At 70.0% G+C, this 20595-nt stretch carries 15 protein-coding genes; 2 read left to right on the top strand and 13 right to left on the bottom strand.

Annotated features, from left to right (window positions below):
• Positions 1 to 68: 68 nt before the first annotated feature.
• The 9 genes from ACWMMN_RS03790 to ACWMMN_RS03750 form a co-directional block, all read right to left on the bottom strand.
• Entirely contained in the window at positions 69 to 1223 is a 1155-nt protein-coding gene (locus ACWMMN_RS03790; RefSeq protein ID WP_174993242.1) for a beta-propeller fold lactonase family protein, read from the bottom strand.
• Positions 1224 to 1266: 43 nt separating this feature from the next.
• Positions 1267 to 2214: a fatty acid desaturase family protein gene (locus ACWMMN_RS03785; protein ID WP_486422990.1), complete on the bottom strand. Its 948-nt coding sequence runs from the start codon at positions 2212 to 2214 to the stop codon at positions 1267 to 1269.
• The gene (locus ACWMMN_RS03780) at positions 2211 to 2780 is read right to left on the bottom strand and encodes a phosphatase PAP2 family protein (protein WP_486422989.1); all 570 of its coding nucleotides are present in this window, start codon (positions 2778 to 2780) and stop codon (positions 2211 to 2213) included. The genes ACWMMN_RS03785 and ACWMMN_RS03780 overlap by 4 nt, the downstream gene beginning before the upstream one ends.
• Before the next feature lie 44 nt (positions 2781 to 2824).
• Entirely contained in the window at positions 2825 to 3982 is a 1158-nt protein-coding gene (locus tag ACWMMN_RS03775) for a glycosyltransferase family protein (RefSeq protein ID WP_486422988.1), read from the bottom strand.
• Entirely contained in the window at positions 3979 to 4728 is a 750-nt protein-coding gene (locus ACWMMN_RS03770) for a ferritin-like domain-containing protein (RefSeq protein WP_226196939.1), read from the bottom strand. The genes ACWMMN_RS03775 and ACWMMN_RS03770 overlap by 4 nt, the downstream gene beginning before the upstream one ends.
• Entirely contained in the window at positions 4725 to 5741 is a 1017-nt protein-coding gene (locus ACWMMN_RS03765) for a hypothetical protein (protein ID WP_486422987.1), read from the bottom strand. Before ACWMMN_RS03765 ends, ACWMMN_RS03770 begins: the two co-directional genes overlap by 4 nt.
• Positions 5742 to 5807: 66 nt before the next feature.
• Positions 5808 to 6872 carry a glycosyltransferase family 2 protein gene (locus tag ACWMMN_RS03760; protein ID WP_486422986.1) on the bottom strand — a complete coding sequence of 355 codons (1065 nt, stop codon included), beginning with the start codon at positions 6870 to 6872 and terminating at the stop codon, positions 5808 to 5810.
• 138 nt (positions 6873 to 7010) lie between these two features.
• On the bottom strand, positions 7011 to 7454 hold the full coding sequence (gene yiaA, locus ACWMMN_RS03755) for an inner membrane protein YiaA (RefSeq protein WP_059235940.1): 444 nt from the start codon (positions 7452 to 7454) through the stop codon (positions 7011 to 7013).
• Positions 7455 to 7557: 103 nt separating this feature from the next.
• Entirely contained in the window at positions 7558 to 8505 is a 948-nt protein-coding gene (locus tag ACWMMN_RS03750; RefSeq protein ID WP_059235942.1) for a cupin domain-containing protein, read from the bottom strand.
• A gap of 130 nt (positions 8506 to 8635) precedes the next feature.
• On the opposite strand from ACWMMN_RS03750, the gene ACWMMN_RS03745 reads away from it, so the two are divergent.
• The gene (locus ACWMMN_RS03745; RefSeq protein WP_043189451.1) at positions 8636 to 8965 is read left to right on the top strand and encodes a carboxymuconolactone decarboxylase family protein; all 330 of its coding nucleotides are present in this window, start codon (positions 8636 to 8638) and stop codon (positions 8963 to 8965) included.
• Positions 8966 to 9121: 156 nt separating this feature from the next.
• A complete protein-coding gene (locus tag ACWMMN_RS03740) occupies positions 9122 to 9955 on the top strand; it encodes a class II glutamine amidotransferase (protein WP_059236892.1) in 834 nt (277 codons plus the stop codon).
• Between the two features lie 24 nt (positions 9956 to 9979).
• Here ACWMMN_RS03740 and ACWMMN_RS03735 read toward each other — a convergent pair whose 3' ends face one another.
• The 4 genes from ACWMMN_RS03735 to ACWMMN_RS03720 all read right to left on the bottom strand — a co-directional run bounded on the left by ACWMMN_RS03735 (position 9980) and on the right by ACWMMN_RS03720 (position 20592).
• Complete coding sequence (locus tag ACWMMN_RS03735; RefSeq protein WP_059235944.1) at positions 9980 to 10654, bottom strand: GNAT family protein; 675 nt, start codon at positions 10652 to 10654, stop codon at positions 9980 to 9982.
• Positions 10651 to 11979: an aminotransferase class I/II-fold pyridoxal phosphate-dependent enzyme gene (locus tag ACWMMN_RS03730; protein ID WP_059235946.1), complete on the bottom strand. Its 1329-nt coding sequence runs from the start codon at positions 11977 to 11979 to the stop codon at positions 10651 to 10653. The genes ACWMMN_RS03735 and ACWMMN_RS03730 overlap by 4 nt, the downstream gene beginning before the upstream one ends.
• Positions 11980 to 12043: 64 nt before the next feature.
• Positions 12044 to 12961, bottom strand: coding sequence for a UDP-3-O-acyl N-acetylglycosamine deacetylase (locus tag ACWMMN_RS03725; RefSeq protein WP_340623823.1), 918 nt, complete (start codon positions 12959 to 12961; stop codon positions 12044 to 12046).
• Positions 12958 to 20592, bottom strand: a complete 7635-nt coding sequence (locus ACWMMN_RS03720) for an SDR family NAD(P)-dependent oxidoreductase (protein ID WP_486422985.1) — start codon at positions 20590 to 20592, stop codon at positions 12958 to 12960. The genes ACWMMN_RS03725 and ACWMMN_RS03720 overlap by 4 nt, the downstream gene beginning before the upstream one ends.
• Positions 20593 to 20595: the final 3 nt, after the last annotated feature.

Raw genomic sequence — 20595 nt, 5'->3', positions numbered from 1 at the left:
CTTGCCATTCCATTCGCGCCGACTGCCGGCCCGCGCATTGCGCGGGCAAGCCGGCCGGTTCCTGTCATTCATTGCGCCGCGGCCTGCGCGGCCGGCCGGCAGAACAGCTCGCCGCTGGCGGCCACATAGTCGGCCAGCCGCCCCGGATCGCGTACATCGAACAGCGACACGCTGCCGGCCTGGCTCGCATTGAGCACTGCGAGCCGGCTGCCGTCCGGATTGAACGCCAGCGCAAGCGGCCATTCGCCGGTGCGGTAGGCGGCGCGCAACATGCCCGTGGCACGATCGGCGACCAGCACCGTGTTCTCCTGCGGCAGGCTGAACGCGATCAGGCGACCGTCCGGGCTGAACGCGAATTGGTAGCTCGTCAGCGCGCGGCAATACTGGGCGGCCTGGCGCGGCTTCAGCGTGTTCGCGTCGTAGGCCGCGATGCCGTCGCGAAACAGCGCGACCAGGTCGCCGGAACCCGGTTCGACCGCCACGTCGAACGCGTCCGCATCGGCGATCGTGCCGACCTGCGCGCGCGTCTGCGTATCGAATGCGTCGATGGCGCCCGCCACGCCGTTCGTGACGAACAGGCGCCGTCCGTCCGCCGACAGCGCGAGCGCGGCAGGCCGTCCGAACGGCTGGTTGCCGGCGTTCCCGCCGCTCAGCGCGATCGGCTTGCCGAGGGAGCGGAACGTCGCGAGATCGACGACGGATACCGAGTTGGCGACCACGTTCAGCACGTACGCGCGCGCGCCATCCGGCGATATCGCGACCGCCTGCGGGAAGCGCTGCACCTTCGCGACGCCGTCGACATGCCCGCTGTCGAGGTCGAGCTTCGCGAGCGAATCGGGACGCATCGAACTGACATATGCATGGCGCTCGTCGGCCGCGATCGCGATGCCCGTCGCCCCCATCCCGCGGCAGAAATTGTCGGGGCAACCATCCTTCACCGCCTTGGCCGGTCGCTCGCCGAGGTCGCGCATGCGCTGCCCGACCGCCACATCGATCACTGCGACGGTGTTGTCGCTGTTACTGGTGACGTACAGGCGCTTGCCGTCCGGCCCGAACGCCATGCCGGCCGGCCCGTTACCGACCGCAATGACGGCCGGCGCAGGGGGCGTCGCGGACGTCGTCGCGGCAAGCTCCGTCTGCGCGCACGCGCCGGCCGCCAGCATCGCAAGCGCCACGGAAAGCACGGCCCGGTGCAGCACTCGCAGCTTGAAATCGACTCTCACTCTTTTACTCCCGGAAAATGGTCACGCGGCATCGAACGCTGCGTCAGCGCACGCTCACGTCCCGCAGCACCGCACCGTACCCGGCGTACAGGTTGCCGTCGGGCAGCAACTGCAGCTGCGCAAGCTGCCGGTGCACGACCGGCAGGTTGTGGAACGGCATCCGCGTGAACAGATGATGTTCGATATGGAAATGAATCGCGTGCGGGCCGAACAGGAACGTCTGCCACGAACGCCGGACGATCGTGCGCGCGTTGCGGCTCTGGTCCGCGCACGCCGGCAACCCCGCGTGCTCGAAGATCGCGCGCACCTGCCCGGCGAGCGGCAACAGCGTGACGGACGGCACGATCCACAGCGCGACGTACAGCAGCGGATGGCCGGCCAGCGCGAGCGCGCCGAACAGCACGCCGTTGCCGGCCAGCATCGAAGCGATCTCCCACGCCGCATACGCGCGTGATTTTTCGACCTTCGGCAACGCATGCGCGAATGCGCCGCGCGCGAGCTTCACGACGCTCGTCACGTAACCGATCCCGCACGCATACGCGAGCAGGCGGCCGATCAGCCGAACGCGCGTCACCGGATAGTCGTGCACGCCGAACAGCAGCGCGACGGGATCGTCCGCCTGCATCGGCGCGCGATGATGCTTCAGATGACCTGCTCGATACGTGCGCAGCGACAGCCATAGCGGGCCGGCCGCAACCAGTTGCCCCAGCACGTCGTTGACGCGCGGGTTCCGCGCGAGCAACCCGTGCGCGCCTTCATGCATCATGACCGCGAGCGCTAGCTGGCTGCGCGCGATCACGATCGCGGCGCACGCGTATACGAACGGATGCGGCAACGCGATCGCAACCGCGAACGCAGCGGCAATCATCAGCCAGTCGCCCGCCAGCGCCACGCCGACACGCAACGCGTTCACGCGAAACAGCGCGGGATCGGGCACGAACCGCGCAAGCCCGGTATCCGGTCCGGCGGGGCGCACACGCGTATCCGTCATGCGAGCCTCCTGCGCCACGCACGCCGCCCGACCCACAGCGCGCTGATCATCGCGAGCGCGACGCCGCCCAGCACGTCGGCCACCGTATGCTGCTTGAGCGTCAGCGTCGATACGCAGATCAGCAGCCCGATCGACGCCGCAACGATCCGGCGCCGGTCCGTCAGCATCCGGCACGCAAGACACGTCACCGCGACATGCAGGCTCGGGAACCCGTTGGCCGCGAGATCGAGCTGCCACATGCGCGCGACGCGATGGCGCACGAACGCATTGCCGATCTCCGCGACGTCGGGCCGCGGCACGGCTTCCGGCACCAGCAGGAAGCAGACGACACCGAGCACGAACGCGATCAGCACGGCCTCCTTGAACGCGGCGAAGGCAGACGGGCGCGCATACGCGGCAAGCACGATCACGAACGGAAAGAACGCGACGTAGACGAACCACGACCACGCGATGAACGGAATCCGCACATCGAGCGCCGTGGCCAGCACATAGCGGGGCATGACGCCGCGCTCCAGCAAAAAGAAGATCGCGAGGCCCGCTGCCATGCCGGCCATCGTGGCCAGCATCTGCCGGACATCGGGCCGGCGATCGTCACGAAGCAACCCTGTATTCATCGCGGCGCCGGCGCCTCGCATCGGGGTCCCGCGTCCGCCGCCCGCGCATGCGGACGCAACGCGAGGATGCGCGACGTCCACGCATCCACCCGCGCACGCGCATGCTCGCGGCCCGCGAGCGTGCCGGCCGGACTACCGGGATCGCGCATCAGCTCGCTTGCGGCCTGTCCGACCGCTTGCCGAAATGCCGCCGCATCGCCGCGCCAGGTGACGACGCGATGCGCGAGTTGCAGCTGCGCCGCACGCGCGGCATTGCTCGCCTGTTCGGGTTGATCGGTCTGCACGAGCAGGATCGGCCGGCGATACACGCGCGCGATCGACAGCGCGGCCATGCCGGGCGCCGACACGATCAGCGGCGCATGCGCGGCGCGCGTCGGCCAGTCGGCGTCGACGCCGGTCCAGCCGTCGTGCCCTGCATAGCCCTCGCCCACACGGTGCGCGGCGAGCCCCGCGTCGTGCATGCCGGCCGACAACGCATCGGCAAGCGCGACGTCACGGAAGTGCGGATTCAGATAAACGGCCGCGGCAGCCGGTTCCGGCAGCGGCAACTCGGCGACGACCGGCACCGGCGTCGGCAACCGGCAGTGCAGACGCGATCGCTGCGCATCGTCGGCGTCGTCGTACGCGAAATCGTGCTCGATACAGCCCAGCGCCGAATCGATCTGCCAGTCGACGATTCGCGCGAACGCGCGCGCCAGCACGCGCGGCAGCCGAGCATCGAAATTCGCGGTCAACGCGCGGCGCAGGCTGCCGCCATACACGTGGACGACGCGACGCCGCCAGCCCGGCACCGCGCCCATGAACAGCAGCGCCGGATGAAACGAGTCGTTGATCACGAGATCCGCATCGCGCACGATCGCACGCAGCCGCACGATGTCGCGCAGCATGCGCGTCGGCCTGAACACGTAGTGCGCGACATTGCGATCGGTCGCGTCGCGCAGCATGTTCTGCCGCTCGTCGAACTGCACCGCGTAGTGCCGGGACAGCACGGCCGCGTCAAGGTCGAACGCGGCCAGGAATGCCCGACCGGCATCCGACGTCGTCAGCACGTCGACCTGCGCGCCGGCCGCACGCAACGCATGCACGAGCAGTTGCGCACGCATCAGGTGGCCGCGCGCGTCGGCCGTCGCGAGATAGACGATGCGCGGCATCATGTGCGCGGACGCAGCGACTGCGCCCAGCCGGCCGCATACATCGCCAGCGCGCCCGTCACGCCGAAACCGGCGTCGATCGCGCGGATCTCGCCCAGCAACGCGGCGAGCGAGGCGGCCTCGGACGGCTCGACGAGACGGCGCAGCGTGTCCGAGCAGAGCCGGACGTGGCGCGTCTCGTCGGCGAGTACGCGCGCGAGCAACGGATACAGCGGATGCGCGTCGCCGATCGTCGCGCAGTGGCGCGCGAGCACGCGCATCGCCATCTGTTCCGCGCACAGTCCGGTCGCATACGCCGGCACGAGCACACCTTGCGCGAAATGCGGCGCGTAGCGCTGCGCGAGCCGGCGCCATCGCATGATCTTGCGCCGGCTCAGCCAGTCGGGTTCGTGCGGGCCGGCCGGAGCCTCGACACCGCGTTGGCGCAGCGCATCGGCAAACGCCGCCGCGTGACGGCGCTCGTCCGCGAGATGCTGCTCGATGCGTGGCGCGAGCCAGTCCGGCGGCTGTCCGGTCCAGTCGTCGTGCAACGCGCACTCAGTCGCTTCTTCGCCGATCAGGTACATGCGCAGCATCCAGCGCTCGCCATGCGTGCTGCGATGAAGTTGCCGGATCGCCGCCCGCTTGATGCGATCGACGAGATACGCGCGCACCCGCGCCGCGCCGCGCGGCACCGGCGCGTCGAGACAGCCGAGGCGCTCGCCGTGCGGCGCCTGCGACGCTGCGGGCAATTCGCCTGTCGCGGTCATGCCGGCTCGTTCCGCGCGGATGCAGACTTCGCCGCGGCTGCCGCTGCGGCCGCCGGATCGCGACGCCAGCCGAGGATCAGGCCGACGAAGCTTTCCTGCATGAATGCATGCGCGGAGGCGGCCGCGCCCGCGAATGCTTCCTCTCGGCCATTCACGCGCAGATAGCCGTTGCCGTCGCGCGCGCCGAATTCGATCCGGTCGTTCTTCCGGAAGCCGCGCTCGCGCACGTCCTTCAGGAGTGCGCTGCCGTCGAGGCCGAACAGGAACAGCTCGCGCTGCGCAACCCACACCGGGATGTGATTGCTCAGCGCATCGAAGCGGACCGACCACGTGCCGGACGCGAGCGCGCGATCGACGTCGGCATCGTGCGGCGCGTTCGACGTGAAGCTCGCGCGTGCGACCGGCTTCGTCAGGCCGCCGACACCGAGTGCGATCGTGATGTCGTTCGCGGACGGCTGCTTCGGATCGGTCGCGCTCACCTTCACGAGATGCCGCGCAAGCCGCGACGCAAGCGACGGATGCGCGAACAGCGCAAGCGTTTCGTCCGGCGCGAGCACGTCGCGCTCGCCGTCACCGTCCTTCACGCGCACGCGGTACGGATCGATCCGTACATCGGTGAACTTGCCGTGCACGGGCGCATGGACGTACACGTCGCGGTCCCATTTCGCGCCGTCGCGACGCAGCAGCACGTGCACGCTCAACGGCACGCGCCGGCCGTCGGCATCGACACCCGTGCCTTGCAGCAGCACGTCGCCGAGCACGTCCTTCGTGCGGCGCGCCGCATCGCTCGAGAAAACGATCGTGTGCGCACCGGTATCGATGCTCGCGTGAACGTCGGGCGCATCGAGCGCGACGCGATTGCAGTCCGCCGCGGCCGCGGTCGCGAACGGGCAGCCGCTCTGCGACGCGAAGTGGTAGATCCCGCGCCCCGCATGATCGACCGGCGCGGCATGGGCGCCGGCGCTGGCGGCAAACAGGGCGAGGCTGGCGATACGGGTGGCGCGTGAGGGCATGGTCGTCGTCGGAAGGGAGTCGGGATGTCGAAGTCGCGTGGCGCCGCCGCGAGGGGCGGCGTCGCTTCAGTGGCGGTGATAGGACAACGCGTCGAGATCGCGCCGGGCCGACGCACGTCCCGCGAGCCCGAAGCCGCGCGCCAGCGCGCCGAGCGTATCGACGGCGGATGCGGCGATCGTGACGCCGACGGCCGCGAGATAGCGGATCGCGCCCAGTTGCGGCAACTGCTGGCGATTGAGCGCGCGCAGGCTGTAGCCGAGCCGCATCGCCATCACGCAGAACGGGCCGAGCGGGCCGCTGCGGCCGAGCCACTGCCATTGGCGCGGCAGATAAGCATTCACGAGGTACGGAGTCAGCCCGACGCTGTCTTCGCCGCGCATCCAGCGCAGCTTCAGCGATTCGCGATGCGTGTCCGGCAGCCGATGCTCGGTGTGCGCGGTCGGCGCGAACTCGACGGCCACGCCGGCCGCCTGCATCCGCAGCCCCATCACCTGGCAATGCGCGCGATAGACGCCGTCGAGCGGCTCGTAGCGGAATCGCGCAAACACGTCGCGCCGGAACGCGACGTTGTTCGCGTAGAAATTGCGCGTGGCACCGTCGCGCAGCGGGCTCGGGAAGTACATGAAATCGATCGACGTCAGCGCGATGCCGAGCACGTTGGGTGCATAACTGGTCCGCCCCGCCACCGCGACGGGCGCGTCACCCGTGTCGCGTGCGAACGGCGCCAGCAGGTGTTCGAGCCAGTCGTCGGCCGGCCGGCAATCGGCATCGCCGAATACGACGACGTCGCAGCGCGAAGCGTCGACGCGATCGAAGCCGTCGTTCTTCGCATCGTAGTAACCGGTGCTCGCGCCGATCTCGACGAAGTCGATCGGGCGGCCGGCCAGTGCGGCGATGTCCGCGCAGGCATCGGCCGGCAGCCCGTCGTGCGTGATGATCCATTGCGCAAGCGCCGCCGGCGGCACGGTCTGCTTCGACAGCGCCGACACGAGGCGCTTCAGGCTGTCGACGGCCTGCACGAGGCCCGCGCCGCCGCGCAGGTTGTTCGTCTCGAGCACGAGCGCCGCATGCGCCGCCACGGCGCGGGCGGCCGCGCGCGTGCGCGGTGCGGGTTCATTGAAGTTCGGCATCCGGAATATCTCCATCGTCATGCGCGACGGCATGGATGAAACGAAAGGACGGTGGGCTGCGGCGCGCCGGCGAGTGCGGGGCACCGCACGCGTCATGGCGCAACAGGCGGCCGCGGCGGGCGCCCGTTGCGCGTGCCGTCACTCCTGAACGGACGGCGCGGAATCGGCGTCGGTGAAGCGCGGCTTCGCGTTCTGCAGATCGCGCGTGTTCTTCTGCACGGCCACCGAGCCGAACAGCGCGAGCACGAACGACATCGCGTAAAAGCCCTTTTCGCTCAGTTGCAGCGTCGCGTTGAAGAGGCCGACGACCAGCAGCGCGATCGACAGCAGCAGCGCGATCCAGCTGAGGCCGTAATAGATGCCGGTGACGGGAATGCCTTCCGCGCGGTCGCGCACGCTCTTCTGCAGCGAGATCGCCGCATAGAGGCCGAACACCAGCACGGTGAAGTAGTAACCCTTCTCGTTGAGCTGCATGCCGGCGTTCCAGAGCCCGATCAGGAATGCGGCGAAACCGGCGAGCAGCGCGGCCCACGATGCGGCCACGAACGCGAACGACGGCTGCTGGATGGTGGTCTGGTTCATTGCTTTGCCCTCTCTTTCTTCTTGTTCGAAATCGTTATCGTTGAACTGCGTTTGGCGCATGGTAGCAGCTTTGGCACGCGCCAAGACGGCCGTGCTTGCAGTCTTACGCTTCGCGCCGCGCACGCCGCCAGCGCCCCGGCGTCGTGCCGAGCACCGCGCGAAACGCCTTGCCGAATGCGGCTTCGGACTGATAGCCGACCGCCTGCCCGATTTCCGCCTGCCCGCGCTGCGTGTCCTGCAACAGCGCACACGCATGCATCATCCGGATCTGCGCGACGAACGCGCCGACGCTCATCCCGGCCTTCTCGCGGAAATGCCGCGCATAGGTCGCACGCGACATCGCCGCCGCCGCGCCGAGCGATTCGACCGTCCACGGCTGTTCCGGCGCCTGCAGCACGGCCTGGACCGACGGACCGAGCCGCGCATCGGCCGCGAGCGCGAGCCAGCCGGACGGCACGCGCGCGCCTCGGCCATACGCACGCAGCGCGTATGCGAGCAGCGCCTGCCCGAGCGCGTTCACGATTGCTCCGGCACCCGGCTGCACATTCGATGCCTCGATACGCAGCACGCTCGTCAGCAGCTGCAGCGGCGCGAACCCGGACGCTTCGCGCAATCCGACGTGCAGCACCTGAGGCAGCGTGCGCATCAGCAGTTCGCCGGCGCCGCGCGCATAGACGAACCGCCCGCACAGCAGGTCGACGCTCGCGCCGCCCGGCCCGGCCGGATCGAGATTCGACTTGACCGGCAGTACCGCGCCGTCGCCGGCGCCCGAATCGCGCAGCGGCGCGGCCGGCTGCGACCGGCCGCTCCCGGTGTCGAGCAGGTCGTGCGCAACGCCCGCTGGCAGCAGCACGAAATCGCCTTCGGCGAGCTGCAGCGTGCGCCCGTCGGCGGTGCGCAGCCGGCACGTGCCGGTCAGCACCAGGTGAAACGCCGCCTCGCCGGGCGGCAGCGGGTCGTGCGGCATCGCGAACGGCCCGTCGAGCAGGCAGCGCACGTCGAGCTCGACGTGGCTGCGGCCCAGCGACAGCAGTTGACTCAACGCGTCCATGAGACGATTGCGCTAAAAATTGACACTCTAGCGTATCGAAACCCTCAGCGCGAGCGATCAGAATAGGTCTGCATCGCCCGAGATCGCGGCGCCCGCCGCCCTCCTCACCTCTTCTCGAAAAGGACGCATCATGCTGAACTGGAACGAATACCGGAAGGAACTCTCGACGCGCATCGGTGAAATCGCCAAGCTGTCGCCCGATACGCTGGCCGGCTACAAGGCGCTGTCCGGCGCCGGCGCCAAGACCGGCCATCTCGATGCGAAGACGCGCGAGCTGATCGCGCTTGCCGTGGCCGTCACGACGCGCTGCGACGGCTGTATTGCCGTGCATACGGCCGAAGCCGCCAAGCATGGTGCGACCAAGGAGGAAGTGGCGGAGGCGCTCGGCGTCGCGATTGCGCTGAATGCGGGCGCGGCGCTCGTCTATTCGGCGCGCGTGATGGACGCGCTCGGCGACTGAGCCGACGGCAGCGGCACGGCCTGCGCGCCGCGCCGCTGCGTTGCGCATCGCGCGCACCGGCCGCCATGTCTGACGATTGCGGCCACCTCACCCGGGCGCGCCTGCACCGCGAAGTCGGCTACCATGCGCGAACGAACCGTCGCGAAGGAGCGCTCCATGTGCCGCTGGCTCGCCTATACCGGTAATCCGATCCATCTGGAAACCGTGCTGTTCCGTGCGAAGCATTCGCTGATCGACCAGAGCCTGCATTCGGAGCTGGGCGCCACGACCACCAACGGCGACGGCTTCGGCATCGGCTGGTACGGCCATCCCGACGAACTCCCGTTCCGCTACCGCTCCGTGCATCCCGCATGGAACGACCGCAACCTGCGCGAAGCCGCGCGTGCGATCCGCTCGCGGATGTTCATCGCGCACATTCGTGCGGCGACCGACACGCCCGTACAGGAAACCAACTGCCATCCGTTCCGCCACGGCCGCTGGCTGTTCGCGCACAACGGGCTGATCCGCGACTTCCACAAGCTGCGCCGCGACCTGACGCTGAAGGTCGATCCCGCGCTGTTCCCGACACTCGAAGGCTCGACCGACTCCGAGCTGATGTTCCGCCTCGCCCTGACGTACGGCCTCGAGCAGACGCCGCTGCCGGCGCTCGAGCGGATGGTCGGCGTGGTCGAGGAAACCGCCGCGCGGCATCGCGTCGCCGATCCGCTCAACATGACGATCTGCGCGACCGACGGCGAACGGATCGTCGCGGTGCGCTATTCGAGCGAACGGCAATCGCGCTCGCTGTTCCACAGCACGTCGTTCAAGCACCTGCACGAGCTGTATCCGCATAACCCGCGCATCGCCGAGGCCGGCGACGACGCGTTCATGGTCGTATCCGAACCGCTCGTCGACCTGCGCGGCGCGTGGGAGGAAGTACCGGAAGGGATGGCGATCGTCGCGCACGGCGCGGACGTGCAGCAGCAGCCGTTCGCACCGCGACACAAGTAGCGGCGGCCGGCGCCGCGCGCGCCGTCAGGCGTGGCGCGACAAGCGCATCCGGATCGAATCGAGCCCGGCGGGCAGCCGGCGCGAACGGGCGCGCGGCCGTGGCAGCGCGACGAACCCGAGGCGTTCGTACAGCGTGCGGGCGCGCACGTTGCGGGTCAGCACGTCGAGCACGACGTCGCGGCTGCCGTCGGCCGGCAATGCGCCGGTGTCCAGCGCATCGCGAAACAGCGCGCTGAAGACGCCCGTGCCGCGCAGGCGCTCGTCCGTCGCGCAATGCGCGACGAGGATCTGCGAACGCTTCGGCGCCGGGAGCTCCGTTTCGAGGATCAGCCCGCGCAGCAACTGGCCGATGGTGCGGCGCACGCCGAAGAAGCGCGCGAGCGCCCACACGACATGCAGGTCGTCGAACATCGTCCGCTGCCCGTCGTGAATCGCCATCACCGCGAGCACGGCGCCGTCGCCGGCAACGGCGACGCGATGCCGGCGCCACGAAAAGCGTCCGTAGCGCGAACGGAACGCCTGTTGCAGGAAAGCGATGCAGCGCGCATCGCTCTCGCCGAGAAAGAAGCCGAATTCGCCCACGCCGGACACAAACACGAGCGGCCCGCACGCGGCCGCATCATCCGCATCCGCCGCGCGAAACCGTGCGGGTTCGCCGGTGCGCGCGACCGCTTGTGCGAACGCGGCGGCCTGCGTCATGCGGCGCGTCCCGCAAGCCGCGACAACACGGCAACGGTCCGGCTGATCTGCTCCGGCTCGTGCGTCGAGCAGATGAAGAAGCGCAGGCGCGCGGCCTTTTCCTCGACGGCCGGATAGAAGATCGGCTGCACGTTGATCCCTTCGTCGAACATCGCATTCGCCCACTGCGCGGCTTTCAGCGAACTCCCGGTGATCACCGGCACGACCGCATACCCGGCACTCGTGCCCGTATTCAGCCCGGCGGCCCGCGCCTCGGTCAGGAACTGCCGCCCGCGCGCCTGCAGTTGCGCGACGCGCGCCGGCTCGGCCTGCAGGCGTTCGAGCGCGGCCAGCGACGCTTCGGCGAGCGTCGGTGCGAGCCCGACGCTGTACAGGAAACCCGGCGCCAGGTGGCGCAGCATGTCGACGAGCGGCTGGCAGCCGGCGATGAAACCGCCGCAGCCGGCCAGCGTCTTGCTCATCGTGCCCATCCACATGTCGACCTGGTCGGGCGCGACGCCGCAATGCTCGCGGATGCCCTTGCCGGTCGCGCCGAGCACGCCGAGCGAATGGGCCTCGTCGACCAGCAGGAACGCGCCGTGGCGCGTCTTCACGTCGACGAAGCGCTGCAGGTCGGGGAAATCGCCGTCCATGCTGTACAGCCCCTCGATCGCGATCAGCACGTGCCGGTATTCGCGGCGTACGCGCGACAGCAGCTCGTCGAGCGCCTGCCAGTCGTTGTGCGCGAAGCTCAGCCGCTTCGCGCCGCTCAGTTGCGCACCCTGCACGATGCTGTTGTGCGCGAGCGCATCGTGAACGATCAGATCGCCCGGGCCGAACAGCGCGCCGATCACGGTCACGTTCGTCGCATGGCCGCTCACGAACGCGACGCAGTCGTCGGTTTCGTAGAACGCGGCCAGCGCGCGCTCGAGGTCGCGCTGCACCGGGCGTTCGCCCGCGACCATCCGGCTCGCCGATGCCGACGTGCCGTAGCGGTCGATCGCGGCCTTCGCACGCGCGGACACCGCCGGGTCGCCGGCGAGGCCGAGGTAGTTGTAGTTCGCGAAGTTCAGGTATTCGCGTCCGCCGATCTGCGTCGTCGCACCGGCAACGCCGTCGTGCACACGGAAAAACGGCGAGTCGACCCGCAGTTTCTCGCCCATCTCGCGCATGATCCGGACCTGCTGATACTGCGGCATCGATTCGAAGCGGCTGCGTGCGGACACGGTCTGTGATGCCGGCGTGCCGGGCACGCCGGGCGCCGCTGCGGCATCGGTCGCGCGCTCCAGTTGCCGTTTCAGGGCTTTCGCCGCCAGTTGCTGGCGAAGATGCTCTCCCAGTGCCATTGCTTCCTTCGCTGTATCTCGAAAAGACGCTATGTTACGCCGCGCATTTTGAAAAAGCATGGTGTCACGCGTCGGAAAACTCGGCCCACTGCCACGCATCGGGCGCGGCCAGCAGCGCATCGACCAGCCGGAAATTCATCTCGTGGCTCGGCCGCAGCGCGCTCACGCGCGCCAGCAGCGGCGCCCCCGCCAGCGCGAGATCGCCGACCAGGTCGAGCACGCGGTGCCGGACGAACTCCTCCGGCAGCCGCATTCCGCCCAGCACGCGATTGCCGACGATGGACGCGGTGCATGACGGCCGCGCGCCGCGCAGGATCGGCACGCCGCGCAGATAGCCGGCGACGATTGCCGGCACGGCCCACTTCACGCGCCCGTACGAGCGCGACGGCGCGATTTCGGTCGCGAATGCGGCCGGCGTCAGCGCGCCGTCCCAGTGCATGTCGCCGAAGCCGCGCAGGTCGTTGCGCACGCTCAGCTCGTAGCGCGGCGCCGGCTCGATCCGCATTTCGCGCCGCTGGTCGCCGTCGCCGTCCGTGACGACGACGGGTCGCAGCACGCGGATGAAACGTTTCGGCGCGTCGAGCGCGACGCGGCCGCACGCGCGGATCGCGTCCACCCATGGCGTTGCGCTGCCGTCGAGAATCGGCACTTCTTCCGCATCGAGCTCGACGATCGCGTGATCGATCTCGCACGCGAGCAGCGACGCGAGCAGATGCTCGACCGTGCGAACGCCGACGCCGTCGGCATTGCGCAGCATCGTGCAGAGCGGCTGCGCGCGCCGCAGCGCGGGATCGACCGGCAGCGTCGCGAGCGCGCGCCCGTGCTCGATGCGACGGAACGCGATGCCCGTCATGCCGTCTTGCGGCCGTGCGGGCAGGATCCGCACGCTCACCCGGCGCCCCGTGTGCAACCCGTGCCCGTCGATCGTCAGCGGGCGTGCCAGCGTGCCCTGACGCGTCGCCCAGCCGGTCGGCGCGCTCACCGGGCAACCTCCAGCGTCGGCGTCGCGTGGCCCGCGACGGGCGCCGGCCGCGTATCGAGCATCGCGCGCGCTTCACCGTCGATCGCATGCTTCGCGGCGAGCGCCGCGACGGCCTCGTGCGCGGCGTCGGTCGCCGGCGCGGCATCGGCGCCCGCATCGGCCGACGCGCCGATCGAATCGACGATGCGCCCGGCCAGCGTCGTCACCGACGCCCCTTCCGCGATCGCCATCACCGACAGCTTGACCTCGAACGCCTCCTCGACCGCGAGGCCGAGCTCCATCCCCATCAGCGAATCCATGCCCATGTCGAGCACCGACTTGTCGAGCGCGATGCGATCCGGCGTCATGTGCAGAATCCGCGCGATCTGCGCCTGCAGCGTGCGCGCAACCAGCGCAATCGCTTCGTCGCGCGGCAACGCGAGCACCTCTTCGCGCAACTGCATGCCGCCGTCGCGCGCATCGCCGCCCTTCGCTTGCGATTGCAGCAGCGAGTAGCGGCGCGCCTTCGCGGCCGGCATCCCGCGCGCAACCGCGTGCCAGTCGAGCCGCACCACGGCTTCGCCGGCCGTACCCGCGACCAGCGCGCGCTCGAGCGCGGCCATCGCCTCGCCGGACGTGATCGATGCACCGCCGATCCGCGACTGCAACGCTTCGCGCGTATCGGCGTGGCGCGCGAGGAAGCCGACGTCCTCGAGCGGCCCCCAGGCCATGAACGTGCCCGGCAATCCTGCCGCGCGGCGATGTTCGACCAGCGCCTCGAGGAAGCTGTTGGCCGCGACGTAGTTCGATTGCCCCGGATTGCCGAGATAGGTCGTCGCCGACGAATAGACGACGAACAGGTCGAGCGGCAGCCCGCGCGTCGCGCGATGCAGGTTCCACGCGCCGGCCACCTTCGGCGCGAGCACCGCGGCCATGCGCGCGTCGTCGAGATTGCGCACGAGGCCGTCGTCGATCGACATCGCTGAATGCAGTACGCCCTTCAGCGGAAGATCGCGCCGGACGATCGCGGCAATCATCGCATCGACCGCCGCGGCATCGGTGACGTCGCACGACACGACGTCGACGGTGACGCCGAGCGTGTCGCGCCAGTGCGCGACTTCCTCGCGCGCGGCGGCGGCGAGCTCGCCTGTGCGGCTCGCCAGCGTCAGCCGGCGTGCACCGTGCTCGACCATCCAGCGCGCGCTCGCGAAGCCCAGGCCGCCCGTGCCGCCGACCACCAGGTACACGCCATGCGGATCGAGCGCGAGCGAACCCGCGCGCGCGACGCCGCGCGTCGGCGCCGGCGTGCCGGACGGATAGGTCACGAGCACCTTGCCGATCTGGCGCGCCTGCTGCATGTAGCGGAACGCATCCTCGGCACGCTCGGCGGGGAACGCGCGATACGGTAGCGGATGCAGCGCGCCTGCCGCGAACAGTGCCATCACTTCGCCGAACAGGCGCGCGGTCAGCTCCGGCAATGCGCCCATCAACTGGTCGGCATCGATGCCGAAATAGCTGATGTTGTTGCGGAACGGCCGCAGCCCGATATGGCTGTTTTCGTAGAAATCGCGCTTGCCGAGTTCGAGGAAACGGCCGAACGGACGCAGCGTATCGATGCTGCGCACCATCGCTTCGCCGGCGAGCGAATTCAGCACGATGTCGATGCCCTGGCCACCCGTCATCGCGCGGATCTCGTCCGCGAACGCCAGGCTGCGCGAATCGAGCACGTGATCGGCGCCGAGCAGGCGCACGAACTCGCGCTTCTCGTCGCTGCCGGCCGTCGCGAACACCTCCGCGCCGAAGTGGCGCGCGAGCTGGATCGCGGCGATGCCGACGCCGCCCGCGCCGCCATGCACGAGTACGCGCTCGCCGCGGCGCAGCCGCGCGAGTTCGACGAGCGCGTAGTACGCGGTGAAGAACGTGGTCGGCACGGTCGCCGCTTCCTCGAACGACAGGCGCTCGGGTTTCGGCGCAATCGCCTGCGCGCGCGTCCTGACGCGCGACGCGAACGACGCCGGCGCAAAGCCGAGGACGGCATCGCCCGGTGCGAATTCCGTCACCGCGCGCCCCGTTCGCACGACGCGGCCCGACAGTTCCATGCCGATCGTCGCGCCCGCGAAGCCGGTCTCGACCGCCTCATCGGACAGGAGCCCCATCGCATACATCACGTCGCGGAAATTCAGGCCGGTGGCAACCGGCTCGATTTCCACCTCGTCCTCGCCCAGCGCGCTGTCCGGCAACGCAAACCATTCGAGGTTGCGCAACGAGCCCGGTGCGTCAAACGCGAGCACGGCCGCGCGTGCGATCGCGCCGTCGTTGCGCGCCGCAGCCTGCGCGGCCGTCAGCATGCGCGGCACCAGGCGGCCGTGTGCGGTCAGAATCACTTCTTCCTCGACCGCCGCGCCGGTCAGCTCGCGAATCAGCGTATCGGGAATCCCGTCCGCCGCGCGTTCGACGTCGATCAGGCGGCACGCGAGTTCGGGATGCTCGTTCGCCAGCACGCGACCGAGGCCCCACAGCGTCGCGTGCTCCGGGTGCGCATTCGCGGTCCCGGCGAACGGCGCACCGCCGCGCGTGACGACGGTCAGCCGCGTGGCCGCGTTCGGCTGTGCGCCGAGCGCGCGGACCAGCGCCGCCAGCGCGATCACGCCATGACGCAGCGCGGCCATCAGGTCGTCGCCCGTCGCCGCTTCGGCAAACGGCGTTTCCGGTGCGCAGAACACGACGTGCGCCGGCTGCCCGGCCGGCAGCGACGCGATCGCATCGGCTGCATGCGAGACGTCCACGATGTCCGCCGGATAGCCCGCGTGCGCCAGCGCATCGGCCAGCCGCCCGCCGAAACCGCCGGCCGTATCCGGCGCGTGCATCACGAGCCATTGTTCGCTGCGGGCGAGCGTATCGAGCTCGCTCGCGTCGTTGCCGCATCGGGCGGCAGCGATGCTCGCGGGGTTGCGCGCGATGACGAACGACGGCGTGCCGTCCAGATCGAGCGACTGCTCGACATGCCGCACGACGTCGACGTAACCCGCGCGCTCGAGTGCCGCCTCGAGATCCGCCGGCGCCAGCGGCGCAGGCGTGCCGGCGTCCGTCGATGCGGGCTGCGAGCCGAACACGATGTCGGAGAAGCGGCCGCGGCGCGACTCGGCCAGCAGCAGCAATCCGTCCGGCGCCAGCCACGACCGCATCGCGTTCAGCGCATCGGCGACATCGTGACGGCCGCTCAGCGCGCGGTTCGCGACGATCAGGTCGTACGGCCCGGCTTCGTCGGCGGACAGCGACAGCCGTTCGCCCGACTGCAGCGCCACCGTGCGCACCGCCGCTTCCGCATCCGCGTCGAACCCGGCCAGCTGGCCGGCCGTCGCGGCGATCGTGTGATCGCAGCGCGCGGCGGCGAGATGCATGCCGAGCGTCTGCAGCACGTCGCCGTCCGTCGCGCCCAGTTCGAGCACACGCAGCCGGCGCGCCGGTTTCCAGGCGTCGACCGCCTGCTCGACGCCGGCCGTCAGCAGCGCGTGCACGTGCTGCCAGGTCGGCGACGCGGCAAGCAGTTGCTCGACCAGGCTGTGGCCGGTCGGCGACAACCAGCGTGCGCCGTCCTTCGTGCCGCTCAGCACGTCGGGCAACGCCGCGCCGCAGTGGGCGAGCAACGTCAGTTCGGCCACGTGCCCCGGCGATTCGGCCAGCAGCCCGCGCCACAGATCGTCGAGCGGCGGCAGTGCCGCGCACGCTGCGTCGTCGCGCACGAGACGGGCGCCATCGTGACGGGCGAGACCGTCCTCGACGAGCATGTCGGCGAGACGCGCGGCCAGCGCCGCCCGCTCCGGTGCAGGCTGCCACGTGCCGGCGAATGCGCCGAGCGCATCGAACGCGCGAAGCACGTACAGGCTCGCCAGCACGTCGAGCAGCGGCAGGATTTCGGTCAGATGCTGCGTCCGGCGGCCGTCGAGCCCCGCAGCCTCGAGCCGCGCGACGGCTTGCGCGAGCAGCGCGTCGGGCGCCGGCAAACCGGCCGCGTCGACGTCGTTCGGCAACGGCATCTCTTCGAGGCGGTAGACGAAGCGCGAAGGCAGGTTCTGCCGGCGCCCGACGAGATCCACGCGCCGGAACCGGCACCCGCCCAGCCGCGCGACGATCGCGCCCTGCGCGTCGAGGAATTCGAAATGCGCGACGATCGAATGCGGGCTGCGCCGGTCGATCCGCGCGAGCACGCGGGCGACCGTGTCGCCGCGCAGATAGTCGACCCGGCCGATCTGCACCGGCACGTAGGCCGGATGCTCGCCGTCGCGCGCTTGCGCCGACAGCAACGCGAACAGCGGATGAAACCCGCTGTCCATCAAAGCCGGATGCAGCAGATAGGCGGACAGCGCCCGCGCGTCGCCGCACGCGGCCGGCGCGGCCACGTCGGCCAGCGCGGCGTCCTCGGCCGCGGCGACCCGCACGGTGCGGACCCAGCGGAACGCCGGCCCGTAGCCGAGGCCGATGGCGGCCGTGTTCGCGTACAGCGTGTCGCCGTCAGCAGCCGGCAGCGCGAGCAGGCGCTCGAGCGTATCGGCCGGCACGACGCTCGCGGCGCCAAGCGCGTTGCCGCTTTCGAGCATCCGCCCCGTCACGTTCAGCGTCCAGGCATTGTCGGACATCCGGTCGCGCGTCTCGATCGTGAAGGTCGCGGTGCGCGGCTCGATCACGAGCCGGAACAGCTTCGCCTGCTGCGGCTGGAAGACGACCGGCGTGCGGATCTCGACGTTCTCGAGCGCCGCATCCGGCGTATCGAAGAAGGTGCGCGCCGCGGCGAGCGCCATTTCCACGTAGCCGGCTCCCGGGAACGCCACGCCGCCGTCGACGACGTGATCGGCCAGCATCGGCAGCTTCGCCGGATCGAGCTGGTTTTCCCACCCGAACGCGTGTTCGTGCAGACGATAGCCGAGCAGCGGATGTTCGCGGTGGCGATTGACGAGACCGTAGCCTTCGACGGTCGGCGTCAGCCAGAAGCGGTCGCGCTGCCACGGATAGGACGGCAATGCCGCACGCGACGCGCCCGGCGCAAAGCGGTCGGCGTCGACGCTCGCGCCGTGCGCGATCGCCGCGAGAATCGCTTGCCGCAACGTCGCTGCGCTGCCGTGATCGCGCTTGAGCGTCGGCAGCACCACGCCGGTTGCACCGGCGGCCGCGAACGCCTGCTTCACGTACGTGCGCAGGATCGAATGCGGCGAGACTTCGACGAACAGCCGGACGCCCTGCTCGATCAGGTGCGCGATACCGTCGCCGAAGCGCACGGGCTCGCGGATGTTGCGCCACCAGTAGCGCGCGTCGAGCTCGGTGCCGGCGAGCGCGCCGCCGGTCACGGTCGACACGTATGCGCCGTTGCCCGGCTGCGGCCGCAGGCTGGCCAGTTCGGCCAGCACGACCGGCTCGATGCGATCCATGTGGCTGCTGTGGAACGCATAGTCGAGATCGAGCATCTGGAAGAACTTGCCGCTGCCGCGCAGCGCCGCCTCGAGCGCCTGCAGGCCCTGCAGCTCGCCCGCGAGCGTCACTGCATCGGGGCTGTTGATGCCGGCCACCTCGACGCGACGAGCGAGCCCGTGGCGCGCGATCAGTTCGCGCGCCGCCGCCTCGCCGATGCCGACGGCCGCCATCCGGCCGCTGCCGCGCGTCATCGCTTGCGCGCGGCTACGGATCTTGATCACGCGAACCGCGTCGGCGAGCGACAGCGCGCCCGTCACCCACGCGGCGGCAATTTCGCCGACGCTGTGGCCGATCGCCGCGTCGTAACGCATCCCGCGTGCATCGATCACGCGGATCATGCCGACCTGGATCGCGAACAGCAGCGGCTGCGCGTTTTCCGTCGCGGCGAGCCATTCGGCACCCGCGCCGGCCAGCCATTCCGCGCTCGGGCCGCCGCGCATCACATCGACGAGCGACGGGCTGCCGTCGGCACACCACAGCGCATCGACTTCGTCGAGCGCCGCGCGGAAAACCGGGTTCTCCGCATAGAGTTCGTTGCCCATCCCGACCCACTGGCAACCGTTGCCCGAGAACACGAGCGCGGTGCGCGGCGCGTCGGCGGGCGACTGCCCGGTTGCCACGCAGGCAGGCAGGCCTTCCTGCGCCGGCTGGGCCAGTGCCGCAAGCGCCGCACGGCCTTCGGCCACGTCGGCCGGCGCGACGATCGCGCGATGTTCGAGCCATTGGCGACGACGTGCGGCCGCGGCGGCAAGCGCCTGCCAGTCGCCGCCGTTGTCGAGCGTGGCCAGATAGCGGCCCGCGAGCGCACCGAGCGCACTCGCGCTGCGCGCGGTCAGGACGAGCGGAGACGGCGTATCGGCCGGCTCCGGCGCAGCCGCCGACGCCTCATTGGCCGCCGGCGCTTCGGTCAGCACGACGTGTGCGTTCGTTCCGCCGAAGCCGAACGAATTGACGCCGACCGTCAGCGGCGTGTCGCCCGCGTCGAGCGGCATGTAGCGATCGACGACCCGCAGACGCCCGCCGTCGAAATCGATCCCGGGATTGGGCGTGACGAAATGCAGCGAGCGCGGCACGGCGCGATGCTTCAGGCACAGCACGGCCTTCAGCAGGCCGGCCATGCCGGAGGCCGTCTCGAGATGGCCGATGTTGGTCTTCACCGAACCGATCAGCAGCGGACGATCCGCCGGGCGTTCGCCCGACACGACATCGATCAGCGCGCGCGCCTCGATCGGATCGCCGACCGCCGTGCCGGTGCCGTGTGCCTCGAGGTACGCGAGCGACCGCGGATCGATGCCCGCGCGCGCGTACACGCTGCGGAGCAGCGACGCCTGTGCGTCCGCGCCCGGCACGCTGATGCCGCCCGGCGAGTGGCCGACCGAATTCACGCCGGAGCCGGCGATCACCGCATGGATCGTGTCGCCGTCGGCCAGCGCGCGATCGAGCGGCTTGAGCAGCACGAACGCGCCGCCTTCCGAGCGGACGTAGCCGTCGCCGGTCGCATCGAACGCACGGCAACGGCCGCGCGGCGACAGCATCGACGCCTTGGAGAAACTGACGAAGCCGAACGGATGCAGCAGCAGGTTGACGCCGCCCGCGAGCGCCACGTCGGCTTCGCCGGACTGCAGCGCCTTGACCGCCTGATGGAGGGCGACGAGCGACGACGAGCAGGCGGTATCGACCGACATGCTCGGGCCGCGCAGGTCGAACAGGTAGGACACGCGGTTCGATGCGATGCTCAGCGTATTGCCGGTCGCCGAATACGGATCGATCACGTTCAGATCGTCCATGTTGCGGTTGCCGTAGTCCATGCTGGCCGCGCCGACGAAGACGCCGCAGTTGCTGCCGCGCATGTCGGCCGGACGCACGCCGGCGTCCTCGAATGCTTCCCAGGCGAGTTCGAGCAGCAGGCGCTGCTGCGGATCCATCTGGGCCGCTTCGCGCGGGGAAATGCCGAAGAACGCGGCGTCGAAGCCGGCGACGTTGTCGAGGACGCCGGCCGAGAACGTATAGCTCTTGCCCGGTTCGCGTTTGGACGGGTGCCGATAGAAATCGGTACCGAAACGGTCGGCGGGGATTTCGGTCACTGCGTCGCGTTCGTCGCGCAGCAGTTGCCAGAAGTCGCCAAGATTGTTCGCGCTCCCGGGAAACCGACAAGCCATCCCAATTATTGCAATCTTACTGTTCATCTT

It is taken from the genome of Burkholderia cepacia complex sp. TUM26381, assembly GCF_057439935.1.
Note: the sequence above shows the minus strand (reverse complement) of the source record. Positions and strands in the feature narration are given on the sequence as shown.

Excerpts from the sequence above, each read along its gene's own strand:
- ACWMMN_RS03785 (WP_486422990.1), bottom strand. The coding sequence starts at position 2,214 with ATGACGGATACGCGTGTGCGCCCCGCCGGACCGGATACCGGGCTTGCG.
- ACWMMN_RS03780 (WP_486422989.1), bottom strand. The coding sequence starts at position 2,780 with ATGCTGGCCACGATGGCCGGCATGGCAGCGGGCCTCGCGATCTTCTTT.
- ACWMMN_RS03775 (WP_486422988.1), bottom strand. The coding sequence starts at position 3,982 with ATGATGCCGCGCATCGTCTATCTCGCGACGGCCGACGCGCGCGGCCAC.
- ACWMMN_RS03770 (WP_226196939.1), bottom strand. The coding sequence starts at position 4,728 with ATGACCGCGACAGGCGAATTGCCCGCAGCGTCGCAGGCGCCGCACGGC.
- ACWMMN_RS03765 (WP_486422987.1), bottom strand. The coding sequence starts at position 5,741 with ATGCCCTCACGCGCCACCCGTATCGCCAGCCTCGCCCTGTTTGCCGCC.
- ACWMMN_RS03760 (WP_486422986.1), bottom strand. The coding sequence starts at position 6,872 with ATGCCGAACTTCAATGAACCCGCACCGCGCACGCGCGCGGCCGCCCGC.
- yiaA (WP_059235940.1), bottom strand. The coding sequence starts at position 7,454 with ATGAACCAGACCACCATCCAGCAGCCGTCGTTCGCGTTCGTGGCCGCA.
- ACWMMN_RS03750 (WP_059235942.1), bottom strand. The coding sequence starts at position 8,505 with ATGGACGCGTTGAGTCAACTGCTGTCGCTGGGCCGCAGCCACGTCGAG.
- ACWMMN_RS03745 (WP_043189451.1), top strand. The coding sequence starts at position 8,636 with ATGCTGAACTGGAACGAATACCGGAAGGAACTCTCGACGCGCATCGGT.
- ACWMMN_RS03740 (WP_059236892.1), top strand. The coding sequence starts at position 9,122 with ATGTGCCGCTGGCTCGCCTATACCGGTAATCCGATCCATCTGGAAACC.
- ACWMMN_RS03735 (WP_059235944.1), bottom strand. The coding sequence starts at position 10,654 with ATGACGCAGGCCGCCGCGTTCGCACAAGCGGTCGCGCGCACCGGCGAA.
- ACWMMN_RS03730 (WP_059235946.1), bottom strand. The coding sequence starts at position 11,979 with ATGGCACTGGGAGAGCATCTTCGCCAGCAACTGGCGGCGAAAGCCCTG.
- ACWMMN_RS03720 (WP_486422985.1), bottom strand. The coding sequence starts at position 20,592 with ATGAACAGTAAGATTGCAATAATTGGGATGGCTTGTCGGTTTCCCGGG.